This window comes from Sphingomonas arantia, assembly GCF_042682045.1.
Lineage (GTDB): Bacteria > Pseudomonadota > Alphaproteobacteria > Sphingomonadales > Sphingomonadaceae > Sphingomonas_R > Sphingomonas_R arantia.
In genome coordinates this window covers 199,721-214,575 of the sequence record NZ_JBHUGS010000001.1, presented here as the reverse complement: position 1 = coordinate 214,575, position 14,855 = coordinate 199,721, and the positions used below count along the sequence as shown (strand labels likewise).

Annotated in this window: 14 protein-coding genes and 1 tRNA gene; 4 read left to right on the top strand and 11 right to left on the bottom strand. The window is 67.7% G+C overall.

Annotation, left to right across the window (positions count from 1 at the left end; all coding sequences use genetic code 11):
- Positions 1-115: 115 nt before the first annotated feature.
- Positions 116-1,333 carry an argininosuccinate synthase gene (locus ACFSGX_RS01015; RefSeq protein WP_380926805.1) on the top strand — a complete coding sequence of 406 codons (1,218 nt, stop codon included), beginning with the start codon at positions 116-118 and terminating at the stop codon, positions 1,331-1,333.
- A 101-nt stretch (positions 1,334-1,434) separates the two neighbouring features.
- Here ACFSGX_RS01015 and ACFSGX_RS01010 read toward each other — a convergent pair whose 3' ends face one another.
- Positions 1,435-2,982, bottom strand: coding sequence for a glycosyltransferase family 39 protein (locus ACFSGX_RS01010; RefSeq protein ID WP_380926803.1), 1,548 nt, complete (start codon positions 2,980-2,982; stop codon positions 1,435-1,437).
- Positions 2,983-3,277: 295 nt separating this feature from the next.
- On the opposite strand from ACFSGX_RS01010, the gene ACFSGX_RS01005 reads away from it, so the two are divergent.
- A complete protein-coding gene (locus ACFSGX_RS01005; protein ID WP_380926801.1) occupies positions 3,278-4,894 on the top strand; it encodes a hypothetical protein in 1,617 nt (538 codons plus the stop codon).
- Here the strand turns inward: ACFSGX_RS01005 and ACFSGX_RS01000 are convergent.
- From ACFSGX_RS01000 to ACFSGX_RS00990, 3 genes are read right to left on the bottom strand one after another with little or no spacing between them, the layout of a single operon-like run.
- A complete protein-coding gene (locus tag ACFSGX_RS01000) occupies positions 4,828-5,559 on the bottom strand; it encodes a class I SAM-dependent methyltransferase (RefSeq protein ID WP_380926800.1) in 732 nt (243 codons plus the stop codon). The two genes, ACFSGX_RS01005 and ACFSGX_RS01000, sit on opposite strands and share 67 nt — an antisense overlap.
- Entirely contained in the window at positions 5,559-6,545 is a 987-nt protein-coding gene (locus ACFSGX_RS00995) for a glycosyltransferase family 2 protein (protein ID WP_380926798.1), read from the bottom strand. Before ACFSGX_RS00995 ends, ACFSGX_RS01000 begins: the two co-directional genes overlap by 1 nt.
- A gap of 26 nt (positions 6,546-6,571) precedes the next feature.
- Positions 6,572-7,024: a GtrA family protein gene (locus ACFSGX_RS00990; protein WP_380926796.1), complete on the bottom strand. Its 453-nt coding sequence runs from the start codon at positions 7,022-7,024 to the stop codon at positions 6,572-6,574.
- A gap of 115 nt (positions 7,025-7,139) precedes the next feature.
- Between ACFSGX_RS00990 and ACFSGX_RS00985 the strand changes: the two genes are divergently transcribed.
- Positions 7,140-9,569 (top strand): AcrB/AcrD/AcrF family protein, encoded by a 2,430-nt coding sequence (locus ACFSGX_RS00985; protein WP_380926794.1) that lies wholly within the window; start codon positions 7,140-7,142, stop codon positions 9,567-9,569.
- A gap of 236 nt (positions 9,570-9,805) precedes the next feature.
- Here the strand turns inward: ACFSGX_RS00985 and ACFSGX_RS00980 are convergent, their stop codons facing one another.
- From ACFSGX_RS00980 to ACFSGX_RS00950, 7 genes are all read right to left on the bottom strand, one after another.
- The gene (locus tag ACFSGX_RS00980) at positions 9,806-10,447 is read right to left on the bottom strand and encodes a MarC family protein (RefSeq protein WP_076068823.1); all 642 of its coding nucleotides are present in this window, start codon (positions 10,445-10,447) and stop codon (positions 9,806-9,808) included.
- Entirely contained in the window at positions 10,447-11,328 is an 882-nt protein-coding gene (gene folD, locus ACFSGX_RS00975) for a bifunctional methylenetetrahydrofolate dehydrogenase/methenyltetrahydrofolate cyclohydrolase FolD (protein ID WP_380926792.1), read from the bottom strand. The genes ACFSGX_RS00980 and folD overlap by 1 nt, the downstream gene beginning before the upstream one ends.
- 4 nt (positions 11,329-11,332) lie before the next feature.
- Positions 11,333-11,626: a YggT family protein gene (locus tag ACFSGX_RS00970; protein WP_380926790.1), complete on the bottom strand. Its 294-nt coding sequence runs from the start codon at positions 11,624-11,626 to the stop codon at positions 11,333-11,335.
- An 87-nt stretch (positions 11,627-11,713) separates the two neighbouring features.
- Positions 11,714-12,622, bottom strand: a complete 909-nt coding sequence (gene argB / locus ACFSGX_RS00965; protein WP_380926788.1) for an acetylglutamate kinase — start codon at positions 12,620-12,622, stop codon at positions 11,714-11,716.
- Positions 12,623-12,670: 48 nt separating this feature from the next.
- On the bottom strand, positions 12,671-12,844 hold the full coding sequence (locus ACFSGX_RS00960) for a Trm112 family protein (RefSeq protein WP_380926787.1): 174 nt from the start codon (positions 12,842-12,844) through the stop codon (positions 12,671-12,673).
- Positions 12,841-13,479 carry an LON peptidase substrate-binding domain-containing protein gene (locus tag ACFSGX_RS00955; RefSeq protein WP_380926786.1) on the bottom strand — a complete coding sequence of 213 codons (639 nt, stop codon included), beginning with the start codon at positions 13,477-13,479 and terminating at the stop codon, positions 12,841-12,843. Before ACFSGX_RS00955 ends, ACFSGX_RS00960 begins: the two co-directional genes overlap by 4 nt.
- Positions 13,476-14,369, bottom strand: coding sequence for a tetratricopeptide repeat protein (locus ACFSGX_RS00950; RefSeq protein ID WP_380926784.1), 894 nt, complete (start codon positions 14,367-14,369; stop codon positions 13,476-13,478). The genes ACFSGX_RS00955 and ACFSGX_RS00950 overlap by 4 nt, the downstream gene beginning before the upstream one ends.
- Positions 14,370-14,565: 196 nt before the next feature.
- Between ACFSGX_RS00950 and ACFSGX_RS00945 the strand changes: the two genes are divergently transcribed.
- Positions 14,566-14,640, top strand: a tRNA-Gly gene (locus tag ACFSGX_RS00945).
- Positions 14,641-14,855 lie beyond the last annotated feature (215 nt).

Genomic DNA, 14,855 nt, shown 5'->3' with positions numbered 1-14,855 from the left:
GGTCGGGTCACGGTCGTACGGGTACGCCCCATGGCGCGCCCTCGCTGTATGGCGCTTGAATGCGCGGCGCCCGGATGGCAAGGCGCGCGCGAATTTACGGGTTGAAGGGACGGACATGTCGGACGTGAAGCGGGTTGTGCTTGCCTATTCGGGCGGCCTCGACACCAGCGTGATCCTGAAATGGCTCGCCACCGAATATCAGTGCGAGGTGGTGACCTTCACCGCCGACCTCGGCCAGGGCGAGGAACTCGAGCCCGCCCGCGCCAAGGCGGAGCTGATGGGGGTGCGCCCCGAACATATCTTCATCGACGATCTGCGCGAGGAATTCGTGCGCGACTACGTCATGCCGATGATGCGCTCGAACGCGCTGTACGAGGGGCTGTACCTGCTCGGCACCTCGATCGCCCGCCCGCTGATCGCCAAGCGCCAAATCGAGATCGCGCGTCAGGTCGGCGCCGACGCGGTCAGCCACGGCGCGACCGGCAAGGGCAACGACCAGGTCCGGTTCGAACTCGGTTATTACGCGCTCGCCCCCGACATCCGCGTCATCGCGCCGTGGCGCGAATGGGACCTCACCAGCCGCACCCGCCTGATCGAATATGCCGAACAGCACCAGATTCCGGTGCCCAAAGACAAGCGCGGCGAATCGCCCTTCTCGACCGACGCGAACCTTCTCCACACCTCGTCCGAGGGCAAGGTGCTCGAGGATCCGTGGGACGAGGTCCCGGACTATGTCTACTCGCGCACCGATGATCCCGTGACCGCGCCCGACGTGCCGGAGGAGATCACGATCGACTTCGAACGCGGCGACGCGGTGGCCGTGAACGGCGTGGGGCTTTCGCCCGCCACGTTGCTCGCCAAGCTCAACGAACTCGGCAAGCGCCACGGCATCGGCCGGCTCGACCTAGTCGAAAACCGCTTCGTCGGCATGAAGAGCCGCGGCATGTACGAAACGCCGGGCGGCACGATCTACCATCTCGCCCACCGCGGGATCGAACAGATCACGCTCGATCGCGGCGCGATGCACCTCAAGGACGAACTCGCCCCGCGCTATGCCGAACTGATCTACAACGGCCTGTGGTTCAGCCCGGAACGCGAAATGCTCCAGGCCGCGATCGACCATAGCCAGCACAAGGTGTCCGGCACCGTCCGGCTGAAGCTGTTCAAGGGCAGCGTCTTCGTCACCGGCCGCCGCTCGCCCTATTCGCTCTACAGCGAAAAGGTCGTGACGTTCGAGGACGACGCCGGCGCCTACGACCAGCGCGACGCGGCCGGCTTCATCAAGCTCAACGCGCTCCGCCTGCGCCTCCTGGGCCGCCGCGACGGGCTGTAAGGCTCGACGCCAGAACGGGTGAAGCGGGAAGCGTTCCCCGGCGAAGGCCGGGGCCTAGACGCAACCGCTTCACCTAGCCCCCGGCCTCCGCCGGGGAACGTTCAGCGCTTCTCCACCCGCCGCAGCGCGATCAAATCGATCGGGTTCCAGTACAACCGCGCCACCGGCCGCCGCCCGACCGCCAGTTCCTGCAGGAACATGTCGCCCTTGTCATAGGCCCGCGGCCCCAGCCGCAGCAGCCAGATGGTCGGCGCGGCCTGCACCCCCGGCTCGTGCGCGATTTGCTGCAAGCGGTCGCGCGGCAACGACACGACACCACGGCTGCCGGTCGGATACCACCCGCCCACGCCGATCGACGGCACCGGCGTCGGCACCGGCCGCACCGCGATCGGCACACGCAGGTCGCGCAGCGCGAACATCATCGGCAGCGCCCCTTCGTTGGGATAGGCGAGCAGCACGTCGCCCGGCCGCCAGCGCGGGGCCAGGAACTGGACGACGCCGTACCAATGCTGCTGTCCGCCGACGATCCGGCGCTCCTTGATATCGCCGGCAATCATCTGGAACGCCACGATCAGCCCGGCGGCCCACCCGACATAGCGCCGCCACCCGACCGTCCAGCCCAGCGTCCCGATCGACAGCAGCAGCACCGCCGGCACCGCGACCGGCGTCATGGTCCGCATGATGAACACCGGCGCGACCAGCGCGGACACCGCGATCGACAGCGCGGACGGTACCAGCGCGAGCGCGAACAGCGCCGCCGCCAGCCGCCGCCGCGGCGCCCCGTCCGCCAGCCGCCAGATCGCCAGTCCCGCCAGCACGAACAATGCGATGCCGGGCGCAAGGCCGGGCGCGGCATACAGGATCGCCAGCCTGGTCGGCACGGTGTCCCACGAAAAGGTCAGCCAGGTCGCCGACACCCAGGTCGGCGCCTGATCCGTCAGGATCGCCACCGCCGGCGCCCAGACCAGCGCGACCAACGCATGCCCGCCGACGATCCGCGCCCAGTCGCGCCCCGTCAGCCCCGGACGCAGCACCAGCGCAAGGAACGCGATCCCGAGCGCGGCGGCGTACAGCGCACCCAGATTGTGCAGCCACAGCATCAGCGCCAGCCCGACGAGATAGCCGGCATAGGGCCCACCCGCGATGCTGCGCCCGCGCTCCGCCGCCGCGCCCAGCCGGATGAGCGCCCACAGCGTCCCGGCATAGACCAGGATCATCACCGGATAGGGCCGCACCTCGCGCGTCATCGCGACCAGCATGATCGACACCGCGGCATAGGCCACCGCACCCCACGCGATCCGCGCCGCATCGAGCCGCGCCAGCCGCGCCGCATCGTGCGCCGCCCGCCAGATCACCGGCAGCACCGCGATGCCGCAGACATAACCGAGCGAGCGGTACCCCGCGAGACTGTCGCCGAACACCAAAGTCCAGCAGCGCAGCAGCGAATAATAGAAGGGCGGGTGCGTCTCGTACGCCGGCACCACGTGCCAGAGGAAATCGAACCCCTTGCCCGCGGCATAGGCGCTGTACGCCTCGTCCAGCCAGAACGGCTCGTCCAGCGACCCGTGAAACCGGAAATACAGCGCCAGCGCGAGCAGCCCGAGCGCGCCGAAGATGCCGATCGTCCGGGAAAGCCGCGCCTGTTCCATCGCCCGCCCTTACGGTCTGCCCGCCCCCAAGGGAAGCACCGGGCCGATCCAGACAGAACCGTCATCCCGGCGAAGGCCGGGATCTCCCTCCGGTAAAGAACCCATCCCAAGCCCAAGGAAGATCCCGGCATCCGCCGGATGACGATCATAGTGGCGCACCGCTTCCCTGAACGGAGTGCCGCGTCGACCTACGAACCGCCACCCGCGCCACCCCCAGGCAAACCGCGCAAAACCGCGACCCAACCCACCAATTACCGGTTCCCGCCGCACCCGCGCTTCGATACAGGCGGGGCCCATGACCGATCGCGCCTGGTGGCAGTCGCGGTGGTACGCGATCGGGCTGGCCTGCCTGATGGCGGTGCCGCTGCTCTGGCCCGACATCCCTCCCATCACCGACCTGCTCGGTCATATCGGGCGCTACGGTGTCGAGCTGGAACGCGCCGGCTCGCCCTTTCTGCAACGCTATTACGGGTTCGAATGGGGCCTGATCGGCAATATGGGGATCGACCTCCTCGTGGTGCCGCTGTCGCGGCTGATGGGGCTGGAACCCGCGGTCAAGCTGATCGTGCTGCTGATCCCGCCGCTCACCGCGGGCGGCCTGCTGTGGATGGCGAAGGAAGCGCACGGCCGCATCCCGCCCAGCGCCGCCTTCGCGCTGCCGTTCGCTTATGGCTATCCGTTCCAGTTCGGGTTCGCCAATTTCGCGCTGTCGATGGCGCTCGCCTTCCTGGCGTTCGGCTATTGGCTGCAGCTCGGTCGGACGGGGCGCATGCGGTTGCGGGCAATGCTGTTCGTGCCGATCGGCCTCGTGATCTGGGTCTGTCACAGCTACGGCTGGGCGGTCCTCTGCCTGCTCGCCGCCGCCGCCGAACTGATCCGCATGCGCGACGGCACTACGGACGACGAACCGAAACGGAGCCTGCCGAGTACCGTCTGGCACGCCGGCCTTGCCTGCCTCCCGCTCGTCCCGCCGATGATCCTCATGCTCGTCTGGCGCTCCGGTGCGGTGGCCGGCACGACCGGCGGCTACACGCTGATCTGGAAATATGCCTGGCTGCTCGCGGCGCTGCGCGACGATGCCCGGACGTTCGACCAGGCCTGCGTTGCGCTGGTCTTCGTCCTACTCGGCCTCGGCGTCGCGCGGATCGGGTTCCGCTACAATCGCACGCTGGGGCTCGCCGCGCTGTTCCTGTTCGCCGCCTATGCGCTTCTGCCGCGCGTGCTGCTCGGCTCCGCTTATGCCGACATGCGGATGGCGCCCTATGCGCTGGCGGTCGCGGTGGTGGCATTGCGCCCGATCGGCAATGCGCGCTGGTGGCGCCCCGCGCTCGCGGTGGCCGCGCTCGCCTTCCTGGTCGTCCGGCTGACCGGCCACACGCTCCACTATGCCCGGCTCGACCGCGCCTATGACGAACAGCTCGCGGCCGTGGAACATCTGCCGATCGGCGCGCGCGTGATGGTGCTGGTCAACCTCCCCTGCCAGGGCAGCTGGAGCTATTCGCGGATGGACCATCTCGGTAGCCTCGCGATCGGGCGCCGCCAGGCGTTCGTGAACGGCCAGTGGGCGATGGCCGGCGCGCAGCTTCTGACGATCCGCAACCCGCATGTCGGGCGGTTCGGGGGCGATCCGACGCAGCTTCTGCGCCCGCTCAAATGCCGTCGCCGCGGCGAACCGGTGCTTGCCGACACGCTCCGCAATTTCCCGCGCGCGGCCTACGACCATTTCTGGCTGATCGACATGCCGCGATCCGGCTGGCTGCGCTATCCGGACCTGGTTCCCGTCTGGCACGGCCGCACCCGCGGCATCCTCTACCGCGTCGTGCCGGCCCCGGTGCCGGCCAAGCCTCAGGCGGGCTCGGCCACCAGCGCCAGCGACACCCCGAACGGCAACGATCCGCGCGCCACGATGTGACGTTCGGCGCCGAACACGCGTTCCAGCATCCGGTTCACGCGCGGTGACGGCATCGCATCGTCATCCCCGCCGGTCTTGCCGGTCAGCTTGTGCAGCCACCGCACGCCGACGATCAGCGGGAACAGCAAAGTGTTGAAATGGCTGCGGTGCCGCACGCGGAACCCGGCCTTCGCGAACACCGCGGCCAGCGTCTTGGCGGTATAGCGCCGCTGGTGGTGATGCGCCGCATCGTGCGCGCTCCACATCCAGGGATTGGCCGGCACCGTCACCATCAACCGCCCACCGGGCGCCAGCTTCCGGCGCAGCGCGGTCAGCGCCTCCAGGTCGCCCGGAATATGCTCCAGCACGTCGAGCAGCACGATGAAGTCGTAATGCCCGTCGTCCAGCGCGACCCCGTCGGGCAGATATCCGCCCTTCACCGCGATCCCGCTCCGGTCGCTGGCGAACGCGCGTGCGAAATCGTCGGGCTCCACCGCGTCGACCGTGCCGTAGCCCTGCAACAGCGGGATGTTCGATCCCGTGCCGCACCCGACCTCCAGGATCCGCATGCCCGACGCGCGCGGCGCCTGCGCCTCGATCAGCGCGGCCACGATCCGGCGGCGCGCGGCGAACCACCAATGTTCGCCGTCGATCTCGGCCATCCGCGCATAGATGCTCGCGTCCATCAGTGCATTCCCCCCGGCGGACCATCCATGCCGATCCGCGTCCGGACGACGTAGATCGGTCGGTGTTTCACCTCGACCATGATCCGGCCGACATATTCGCCCAGCACGCCCAGCGACACCAGCTGCAACCCGCCGAAGAACAGCACCGCGATCATCAGCGAGGGATATCCCGCCACGTCCGATCCGTACACCAAAGTCCGCACCGCGACATAGCCGGCATACAACATGCCGATCAGCGCGATCGACGCACCCAGGTAACTCCACACGCGCAACGGCACCGTGGACGCCGACGTGATCCCGTCGATCGCCAGCGTCCACAGTTTCCAGTAATTGAACTTGGTCGTGCCCAGCGTCCGTTCGACGCGGTCATATTCGACCGACGTCTGGCGGAACCCGCCCCACGCGAACAGCCCCTTCATGAACCGGTTGCGTTCCGGCATCGTGCGGATCACCTCCACCACCTTCCGGTCGAGCAGCCGGAAATCGCCGGCATGTTCGGGGATCTTGTCCGCCGACAGCCAGTTGTGCGCGCGATAGTAGAAATCGGCCGTGAACCGCTTGGGCAGCGTATCACTCGCCCGGTTGCGCCGCACGCCGTACACGACCTCGTATCCGTCGCGCCATTTGGCGATCATCTCGCCGATCACCTCCGGCGGGTCCTGCAGGTCGACGTCGATCGGGATCGACACTTCGCCGCGCGCCACGTCCAGCCCGGCCGACAACGCGGCTTCCTTGCCGAAATTGCGCGACAGCGACAGCGCGCGGACCCGCGGATCCGCCCGGTTGGCGGCCATGATCGCGGGCAGCGTCGCATCGGTCGATCCGTCGTCGATGAACAGGATTTCCCACCCGCGCGGCTCCGCCAGCGAATCGAGCACCAGCGTCACGCGCTGGACGAACGTCGCGATCGCCTGCTCCTCGTCCTTCACCGGCACGATCATCGTCACCAGCGGGCGCGGTTCGGCGGTCCATTCGGAATCGGTCATGGGATTCGGCACACTGTACGGGTCTGTCATTCGAAGACCCATAGCCGGTTGAGCCAGAACATCGCCACCGGTGTCACGAACAGGATCGGCACGATCGGCCACCAGGTCGGCCCGCCCAGGCGGTGGACCAGCAGCCAGATCCACGCGCTGTTCAACCCCAGGCTGATCAGCGACGCGGTCAGGAACCGCAGCGTGGTGCGCACCGTGTTCTCGCGGCTGCCGTGCCCGCGAAAGCTCCACCGGCTATGGATGACGTAGCCCAGCGACACGGCGACCGCATAACCCGCCAGATTGGCGAGTTGCGGATGAACATGCAGCGGCGTCGCCAGCACCCAGTAGATCGCGGCGGACAGCGCGGTGATGCCGAACCCGGTGATCGCATAGCGCACGAACTGCCCGCCCGTGCCGGACAGGAAGGCGCGGATCCGGGCGACCAGGCCGGTCGTCGAGTCGCGGGAGGGGGAGAGCGGAGCGGTCATGCGGTTGGCATGCGCGCTAGGACTGAACGAACTGCACGTCAAACATGGTTGTCGCGCGCCGAACGTGGTTCCATAGCGCGCTGCCCGCCGGGGCCGAGTTACCCAAGGATACGCCGTGCCCACGACGCCGCCGATCGACGATGCCGCCCGCTACTGGGTCCGCTGGACCTTGCTGTTCTGGACGATCGGCGCGGTTGTCATGCTGTACATGAAATGGGGCCAGATTCACTGGCTGGGCCTGGCCGATACCGACGACAATATCCGGCTGGCACAGGTCAACGCCTGGCTGTCCGGCCAGGGCTGGTACGACCTGCGCCAGTACAAGCTCGATCCGCCGCACGGCGCCAGCATCCACTGGTCGCGGTTCGTCGACCTGCCGATCGCCGGGCTCATCCTGGCGACGCGGCCGTTCGTCGGCGCGTTCGATGCCGTCCGCATCGCGGTTGCAGTGGCGCCGCTGATCCCGCTCGGCTTGGCCCTCTTCTCCTCCGTACTCACCGTCCGGCGGCTGATCGATCGTTCCGCCTTCGCGCTGGGTGCCGCCATGTTCTTCTGCATGGGCACGATGCTGCTCATGTTCATGCCGACGCGGATCGACCATCATGGCTGGCAACTCGCGCTGCTCGCCACCACCGTCGCGGGCAGCGTCGATCCGCAGCGCCGCCGCGGCGGGCTGGTCGCGGGCGGTGCGATCGCGCTGTCGCTGACCATCGGGCTGGAAATGCTGCCCTATCTGGCGCTGGCGACGGGCTGCGTCGCGCTCCGCTGGGTCTGGGATCGTGCGGAGGCGCCCCGAATGGCCGCGCACGGCATCGCGCTCGGCCTCGGCAGCGCGGTCGGCTTCGCGCTCTTCGCCTCCTACGACAACCGCCTGCCGGTCTGCGACGCGCTCTCGCCGGTCTGGCTGTCGGCGACGCTGCTCGGCGGCGCGCTGTTCGTGGCACTCGCCGCGATCCGCGACGATCGGCGCGGCGTTCGGCTGGCCGCAGCGGTCGCGGCGGCGATCGTCGTGGCGGGCGGCTTCGCGCTCGCCTGGCCGCAATGCCTGGGCACGCCCGAACGGCTGAGCCCGGAATTGCGCGCGCTGTGGTTCGTCCACATCAACGAAGTGCGCCCGCTCTACGCGCATGGCTGGCGCACCTGGTTCCCGGTCGGGCTTCCGCCGGTGATCGGGCTGGTCGGCTACGCGCTCATGCTGTGGCGCACGCGCGGCACCGCGTTGTTCCCCGCCTGGGCCACCGTCGCGCTGCTCGGGCTCACGTCCGCGGCGCTGATGGCGTGGCAGACGCGCTCCGGCCCCCCGGCCCAGATCCTTGCGGTGCCCGGCATCGCTGGCCTTGCCTGGTTCGTCCTGCCCCGTCTCGCGCGCCACCGCCTGATGGTCGTGCGGGTCGGCGGCACGGTCGCGGCGTTCCTGCTGCTGTCCGGCACGATCGCCGGCCTCGTGGTCCGCGCGATCCCGAACGAAGCCGCGCCCCCTGCCGCAGTGAAGGGCGGCAAGGGAAAGAAGGGCGGTCCGGCCCCGACCTACCGCAACCGCGTCGCCCTGGCCAACCGCCGCTGCCCGACGCTCCCCGCGCTCCGCCCAATCGCGCGTATCCCTGCCGCGACCGTGCTGACCTTCGTCGATCTCGGCCCCCGGCTGATCGCGATGACGCACCACCGCGCCATCGCCGGCCCCTATCACCGCAACCAGACCGCGATCCTCGACGTCATCCACGCCTTCCGCGGATCGCCCGACCAGGCCCGCGCCATCATGGCAAAGCACGGCGCGACGCTCCTCCTGATCTGCCCCGGCATGTCCGAATCGACAATCTACAACGCGCAGGCCAAGGGCGGCTTCTACTGGCAACTCGCCCGCAACCGCGTCCCCGCCTGGCTCACCCCGGTGGCGCTGCCCAAGGGCTCGCCCTTCAAGCTCTGGCGGCGGGTCGAATTGTCAGGCAGGCGTACAAACCCATTCTCACCAGACATGTGCATAGTGAAACGCGCTGCTTTTCCGCGACTGCGCGTCCGAAGCAAAACGTGTGGGTTTTGCATCAAGGAAGCAAAGGCGTTCGAGTTTGAGACGTTGTTTTGGGAACAAGCAAACTTGGATGACGGGCTGCCTTCGTTGCGCCGCCTACTTTCCTCGCAAGCGGGCCCAAACCCACCGCCAGAAACGTGCTTCGGCCAGCATCATCTTAGCGAGCAAAGGCGGCATACCCTGTCGCTCCAGCTCTGTCGCGTCGGGCGCAGAACCAAACGCGATGCGCAATACTGCAATCAGAGCAGCACTTTCGGCAAGTACCAACACGGCGATACCTACACCACGCAACCAGCTCCATTGTGTGAGGATCGTTTCTGCTGGATCAGGAACAATCTTGCCGGCGATCCATACGCCTCCACATGCGATCGCAAGTGCTCGTATTGCCAGAGCACGCCAAGGCATATTTCTATAACAAACCACATAGATAAATGGCACGAAAATGCACCAATCAAAAAGTGTGACCGCCTCACCAAATTGCGGCTGATCTTCCCATGGATGTGTTGCGCGAAAGTTTAACGCAGCTGCAAACAAGATCGGGAGAATAGCGTAGAACCAATTATCCCGCGAAGTTTTTACGAATTCCTGCATCGTTCCAACTCCGAATCTTGTTCACGCCTTTCAAACGAACGTACGTCCAGCTCTGGCAAAAGAGCAAGAGAGGGACCAGGAGTTGTCCCGTTCTTCGCTCCCCGCGGTGATGCAAAACCTCTAAACTCTGCATCAGCGTAACGTCCCGCCCGGCGCCGCCCCCGTCAGGCGAAGCTCTGCCGGATTCCGTCGATCACGAACTGCGCGGCCAGCGCGGCCAGGATCACGCCCAGGATGCGGGTGATCATCGCTTCCACCTTGTGCCCAAGCACGCGCATCAGCGGCCCGGCGGCGAGCAGCGAGAGCAGCAGGATCAACAGCATCGACCCGAGCGCCGCGAACACGATCGCGGTCTCCGCCAGCCCGTGCGCGCGCGACGTCAGCAGCATGGTCGTCGCGATCGATCCCGGCCCCGCGATCATCGGGATCGCCATCGGGAAGACGGAGATATCCTCCTCCTCCATCGTCCGCGCTTCGGCCTCCGCCTCGCGCAGCACGCCCTCCGCACGCTCCTCGCGGCGTTGCGTGCGCTTCTCGAACACCATCTCCAGCGCGATCAGGAACAGCATGATGCCGCCCGCGATCCGGAACGCGTCCAGGCTGATCCCCATCGCCGACAAAAACCGTTCGCCGACCAGTGCGAACACCAGCAGGATCCCCGCCGACACCATGACCGACCGGAACGCCATCGCGCGCCGATGATCGGGCGACGTTCCGCGCGTCAGCCCGGCGAAGATCGGCGCGCAACCCGGCGGATCGATCACCACAAAGAACGTGACGAAGGCGGAGATAAAGAGCGTGAGCATCAGATCGCCGGCTTCGCCAGCCCGGCCCGCGCATACGCCGCGACCAGCGTATTGCGCAGCAGCACCGCGATCGTCATCGGCCCCACCCCGCCGGGCACGGGCGTGATCGCGCCGGCCACCGCCAACGCCTCGTCATACGCCACATCGCCCACCAGCCGGCGCCCCGCGGCATCCTCGACCCGATTGATCCCCACGTCGATCACGGTCGCGCCGGGTTTCAGCCAGTCGCCGCGGATCATCTCCGGCCGCCCGACCGCCGCCACCACGATGTCCGCACGTCGCACCACCGCGGCCAGGTCCCGCGTCCGGCTATGCGCGATCGTCACGGTGCAATTCCGGTCGATCAGCAGCTGCGCCATCGGCTTGCCGACGATGTTCGACCGCCCGATCACGACCGCATCAAGCCCCGACAGGTCGCCCAGCACATCCTCCAGCAGCAGCGCACAGCCGAGCGGCGTACAGGGCACATACCCGTCCGCCCCCACCGCCAGCCGCCCGGCGTTGACGACATGGAACCCGTCGACATCCTTGTCCGGATCGATCGCGGCGATCACCGCGGCGGAATCGATATGGCCCGGCAACGGCAGCTGGACGAGGATCCCGTCCACCGCGGCGTCGTGGTTCAGCTCGGCGACCAGCGCCAGCAGCGCGTCCTGCGTCGTCTCGGCTGGCAGGCGGTGCTCGGTCCCGACCATCCCGGCCGCGTGCGTCGCCTTGCCCTTCGACCGGACATAGACGTCGCTCGCCGGATCCGCACCGACCAGCACGACGGCCAGCCCAGGTGCGCGCCCCGTTTCCGCGCGAAACGCCGCCACGCCCTCGGCGACGCGACCGCGCAGGGTGGCGGCGAACGCCTTTCCGTCGATGATGCGTGCGGTCATCCGATCAGCTCATCAGGCTCATCGCGATGTTGGGGATGATGATCGTGCGCAGGATGTAGATCAGCAGGATCACCACCATCGGCGACAGATCGAGGGCCCCGAAATCGGGCAGGATCTTGCGGATCGGCCGGTACAGCGGCTCCGTGATCCGATCGAGCGCATAGAGCACCTGCCGCACGAAATCGTTCGACGTGTTGATGACGTTGAACGCGATCAGCCAGCTCAGAATCGCCTGCGCGATGATGATGTACAGCAGCAGACCGAGCAGCAGATTGATGATCTGTAGGATGGCGATCATGGCGGCTCCGCATGTGCGAGTTGATTGCCCAAGGCCTTAGCCGGGGCGGCCTTGCCGGGCAATGGCAGGGTGGGCTCGGGTAAAACCCTACCGCCGCACCAGCGTCCCCGCGCCCTGGCGCGTGAAGATCTCGATCAGCATCGCATGCGGCACGCGCCCGTCCAGGATCACCGCGGCGTCCACCCCGCCCTCGACCGCATCGACGCAGGTCTCCAGCTTCGGGATCATGCCCCCCGTGATCGTCCCGTCCGTGCGCAGCGCCGCGATCGCCGCCGGCGTCAGGTCGGTCAGCAGCGCCTTGTCCTTGTCGAGCACGCCCGCCACGTCGGTCAGCAGGAACAGCCGCTCCGCCCCCAGCGCGATCGCCAGCGCACCAGCCATCGTGTCGGCGTTGACGTTATAGGTCTCACCGTCCGGCCCCAGCCCGATCGGTGCCACCACCGGGATCATCCCCGCCTTCGACAGCGTGTCGAACAGCCGCCGATCGATATCGACCGGCTCGCCCACGAAGCCCAGGTCGACCGCTTCCTCGACACCGCTGACCGGGTCGATCCGCGTGCGCCGCACCTTCTCCACGGTCACGGCATTGCCGTCCTTGCCCGAAATGCCGACCGCGCGGCCCCCGGCATGGCCGATCCAGCCGACCAGTTCCTTGTTGATCTGACCGGACAGCACCATCTCCGCCACCCGCGCGGTCCGCGCATCGGTCACGCGCAGCCCGTCGACGAACGTCGATTCGACGCCCAGCGTCTTCAGCATCGCGCCGATCTGCGGCCCGCCGCCATGCACCACGACCGGGTTGATCCCGACCGCCTTCAGCAGCACGATATCTTGCGCGAAATCCTCCGCCGCGGCCGGATCGCCCATCGCATGACCGCCATATTTCACGACGAACGTCGCGCCGGCATAGCGGATCAGATACGGCAACGCCTCGGTCAGCGTCTCCGCCTTGGCAAGCAGCACGGGATCGAGATGGTGGTTCATGCCGGGGCGCATAGCGGGATCGGGCGGGCGACGTAAGAGGCCCCGCATCCCCCCGGTCGATCAGATAGCGACCGCCGCCTCGACCAGCAGCACCGGCACGCCGTCCCGCACCGGATACCCAAGTCCCGCGCTGTCCGACACCAGCAGCCCGCACGCATCATCCCAGCGCAGCGCCGTCCGCGTCCGCGGGCACACCAGCTTCGCCACCAGCACCGGATCGGGCCCCGCGCTCACTGCATCGTCGCCCCGTCGTCGTCCCCGTCGCGCAGACGGAAGAACAGCAGGAACTGCACGATCAGGTCCGCCCGGTCGACGATCGTCCGCGCCTCCAGCAACGCCTGCTTGGCGGCCGCATCGAACGGCGCGATCTGCGCGATGCCGTTCACCAGCGATTCGTCGTCGAGCCGCGCCACCGCGTCCCAGTCGAGTTGATACCCCCGCGCATCGGCAAAGCGCCGCGATTCGCGTTCCAGGTCGGCACGCAGCACGCTGGCCAGCGGGTCGGGCTCGGCCGTGTCGTCATAATCGTCGAAACTGGCCTGCACCTGGCGGAACGGCGTGGTCACATCCATCTCGCTCAGGATCCGGAACCGCGTGATCCCTTCCAGCACGATGTTGAACCGCCCGTCGTCCAGCGCCTCGAACTGCGCGATCCGCCCGACGCAGCCGACATCGTACAGCGCCGGCCGGCGATCGTCGCCGCCCTCACGCGGCTGCACCATCCCGATCCGCCGATCACGCGCCAGCGCATCGGTGATCAACGCGCGGTACCGCGGCTCGAACAGATGCAACGGCAGCTGCGCACGCGGGAACAGCAGCGCCCCGGCCAGCGGGAAGACCGACAGGCGATGGCGCTTGCCCTCGCTCATGTGAACAGGACCGCGGACAGCCGCCGGCGCTGCGCCCCGACCCACGGGTCCATCAGCCCGACCGCCGCGAACAACGTCAGCAGCCGCGCTCGCGCCGCGCCCTCGTTCCAGTCACGATCACGCGCGATCGATTCGAGCAGCACGTCCGCCGCCCGGTCGCGGTCGCTGGTCATCAGCGCGCCGGCCAGTTCGTAGCGCGCCTCATGATCGTCCGGGTCGGCCGCGATCCGCGCCTCCAGCGGGGCGAGGTCGTCGACCGGTGCCGTTTCCTTCGCCAGCGCAAGCGCCGCCCGCGCCTGCATCAGCGCCGGGTCGTTCGCCTTCTCCACCGGCACCGAATCGAGCAGCTCCGCCGCCTCGTCCACCGCACCGCCCAGCAACAGCGCACGCGCCTCGCCCGCCACGACGGTCAGATTGTCCGGCGCCATCTCGCCCAGCTGGCGGTAGATCGATAGCGCACGTTCCGCGTCGCCGCTCTCCAGCACTTCCTCGGCCATGGCGATCAGCGGCACCAAATCCGCCTCCGCCGCGGCCGCATCGGTCTTGAGCGGCAGCTGCTTCAGGATCTGGTCGAGCATCTGGGTCAGCTGCCCCTCGGTGCGCGCCGGCGTCATGTCGGCGACCAGCTGCCCCTGGAAGATCGCATAGACCGTCGGCAGCGACTGGATGCGGAATTGCGCCGCGACCGCCTTCTGCTCATCGACATTGACCTTGACCAGCTTCACGCCGCGCGCGGCATAGTCGGCCGCGACCTTTTCCAGCAGCGGCGTCAGCGCCTTGCACGGCCCGCACCAGTCCGCCCAGAAATCCACGATGACCAGCGCGTCCATCGACGGCTCGACCACGTCGCGCCGAAAACCCTCGATCGCCTCGCGTTCGGCTGCCGTCATGCCAAGTGTCGCCACCGTCACCGTCTCCCTGTCGTTCCGTCGCCCCCCTATGTGGCGCGGCCCGCCCCGATGCCAAGCCCCGCCGGCTTTTCGCACATGCGCAAAGATAAGGGGTTGCCGACCGGGGATGCTGCGGATATTAGCCGCCGCCTGCCGCAGGGTGGTTCGGACGAACTTCCCAAGCGAACAGCGCCGAGCGGGCGTAGCTCAGGGGTAGAGCACAACCTTGCCAAGGTTGGGGTCGAGGGTTCGAATCCCTTCGCCCGCTCCAGTTTCCGAACTGGTAGAACAAAATGTGAGTGGTCAGCGTAAGCTAGGCCGCTTTTTGGTCGTCCGGGCGTCTATCCTGACACCACGGGATGCGATCCAGGCATCTAACCAACCCTGTTCATCCCGAGCGAAGTCGAGGGACCCGTCGAGCGCAGCCGAGACGGCCGACAGCGCCCGACATCAAAGTTCGCAGACAATCGCCTAGCACGTCCGGCG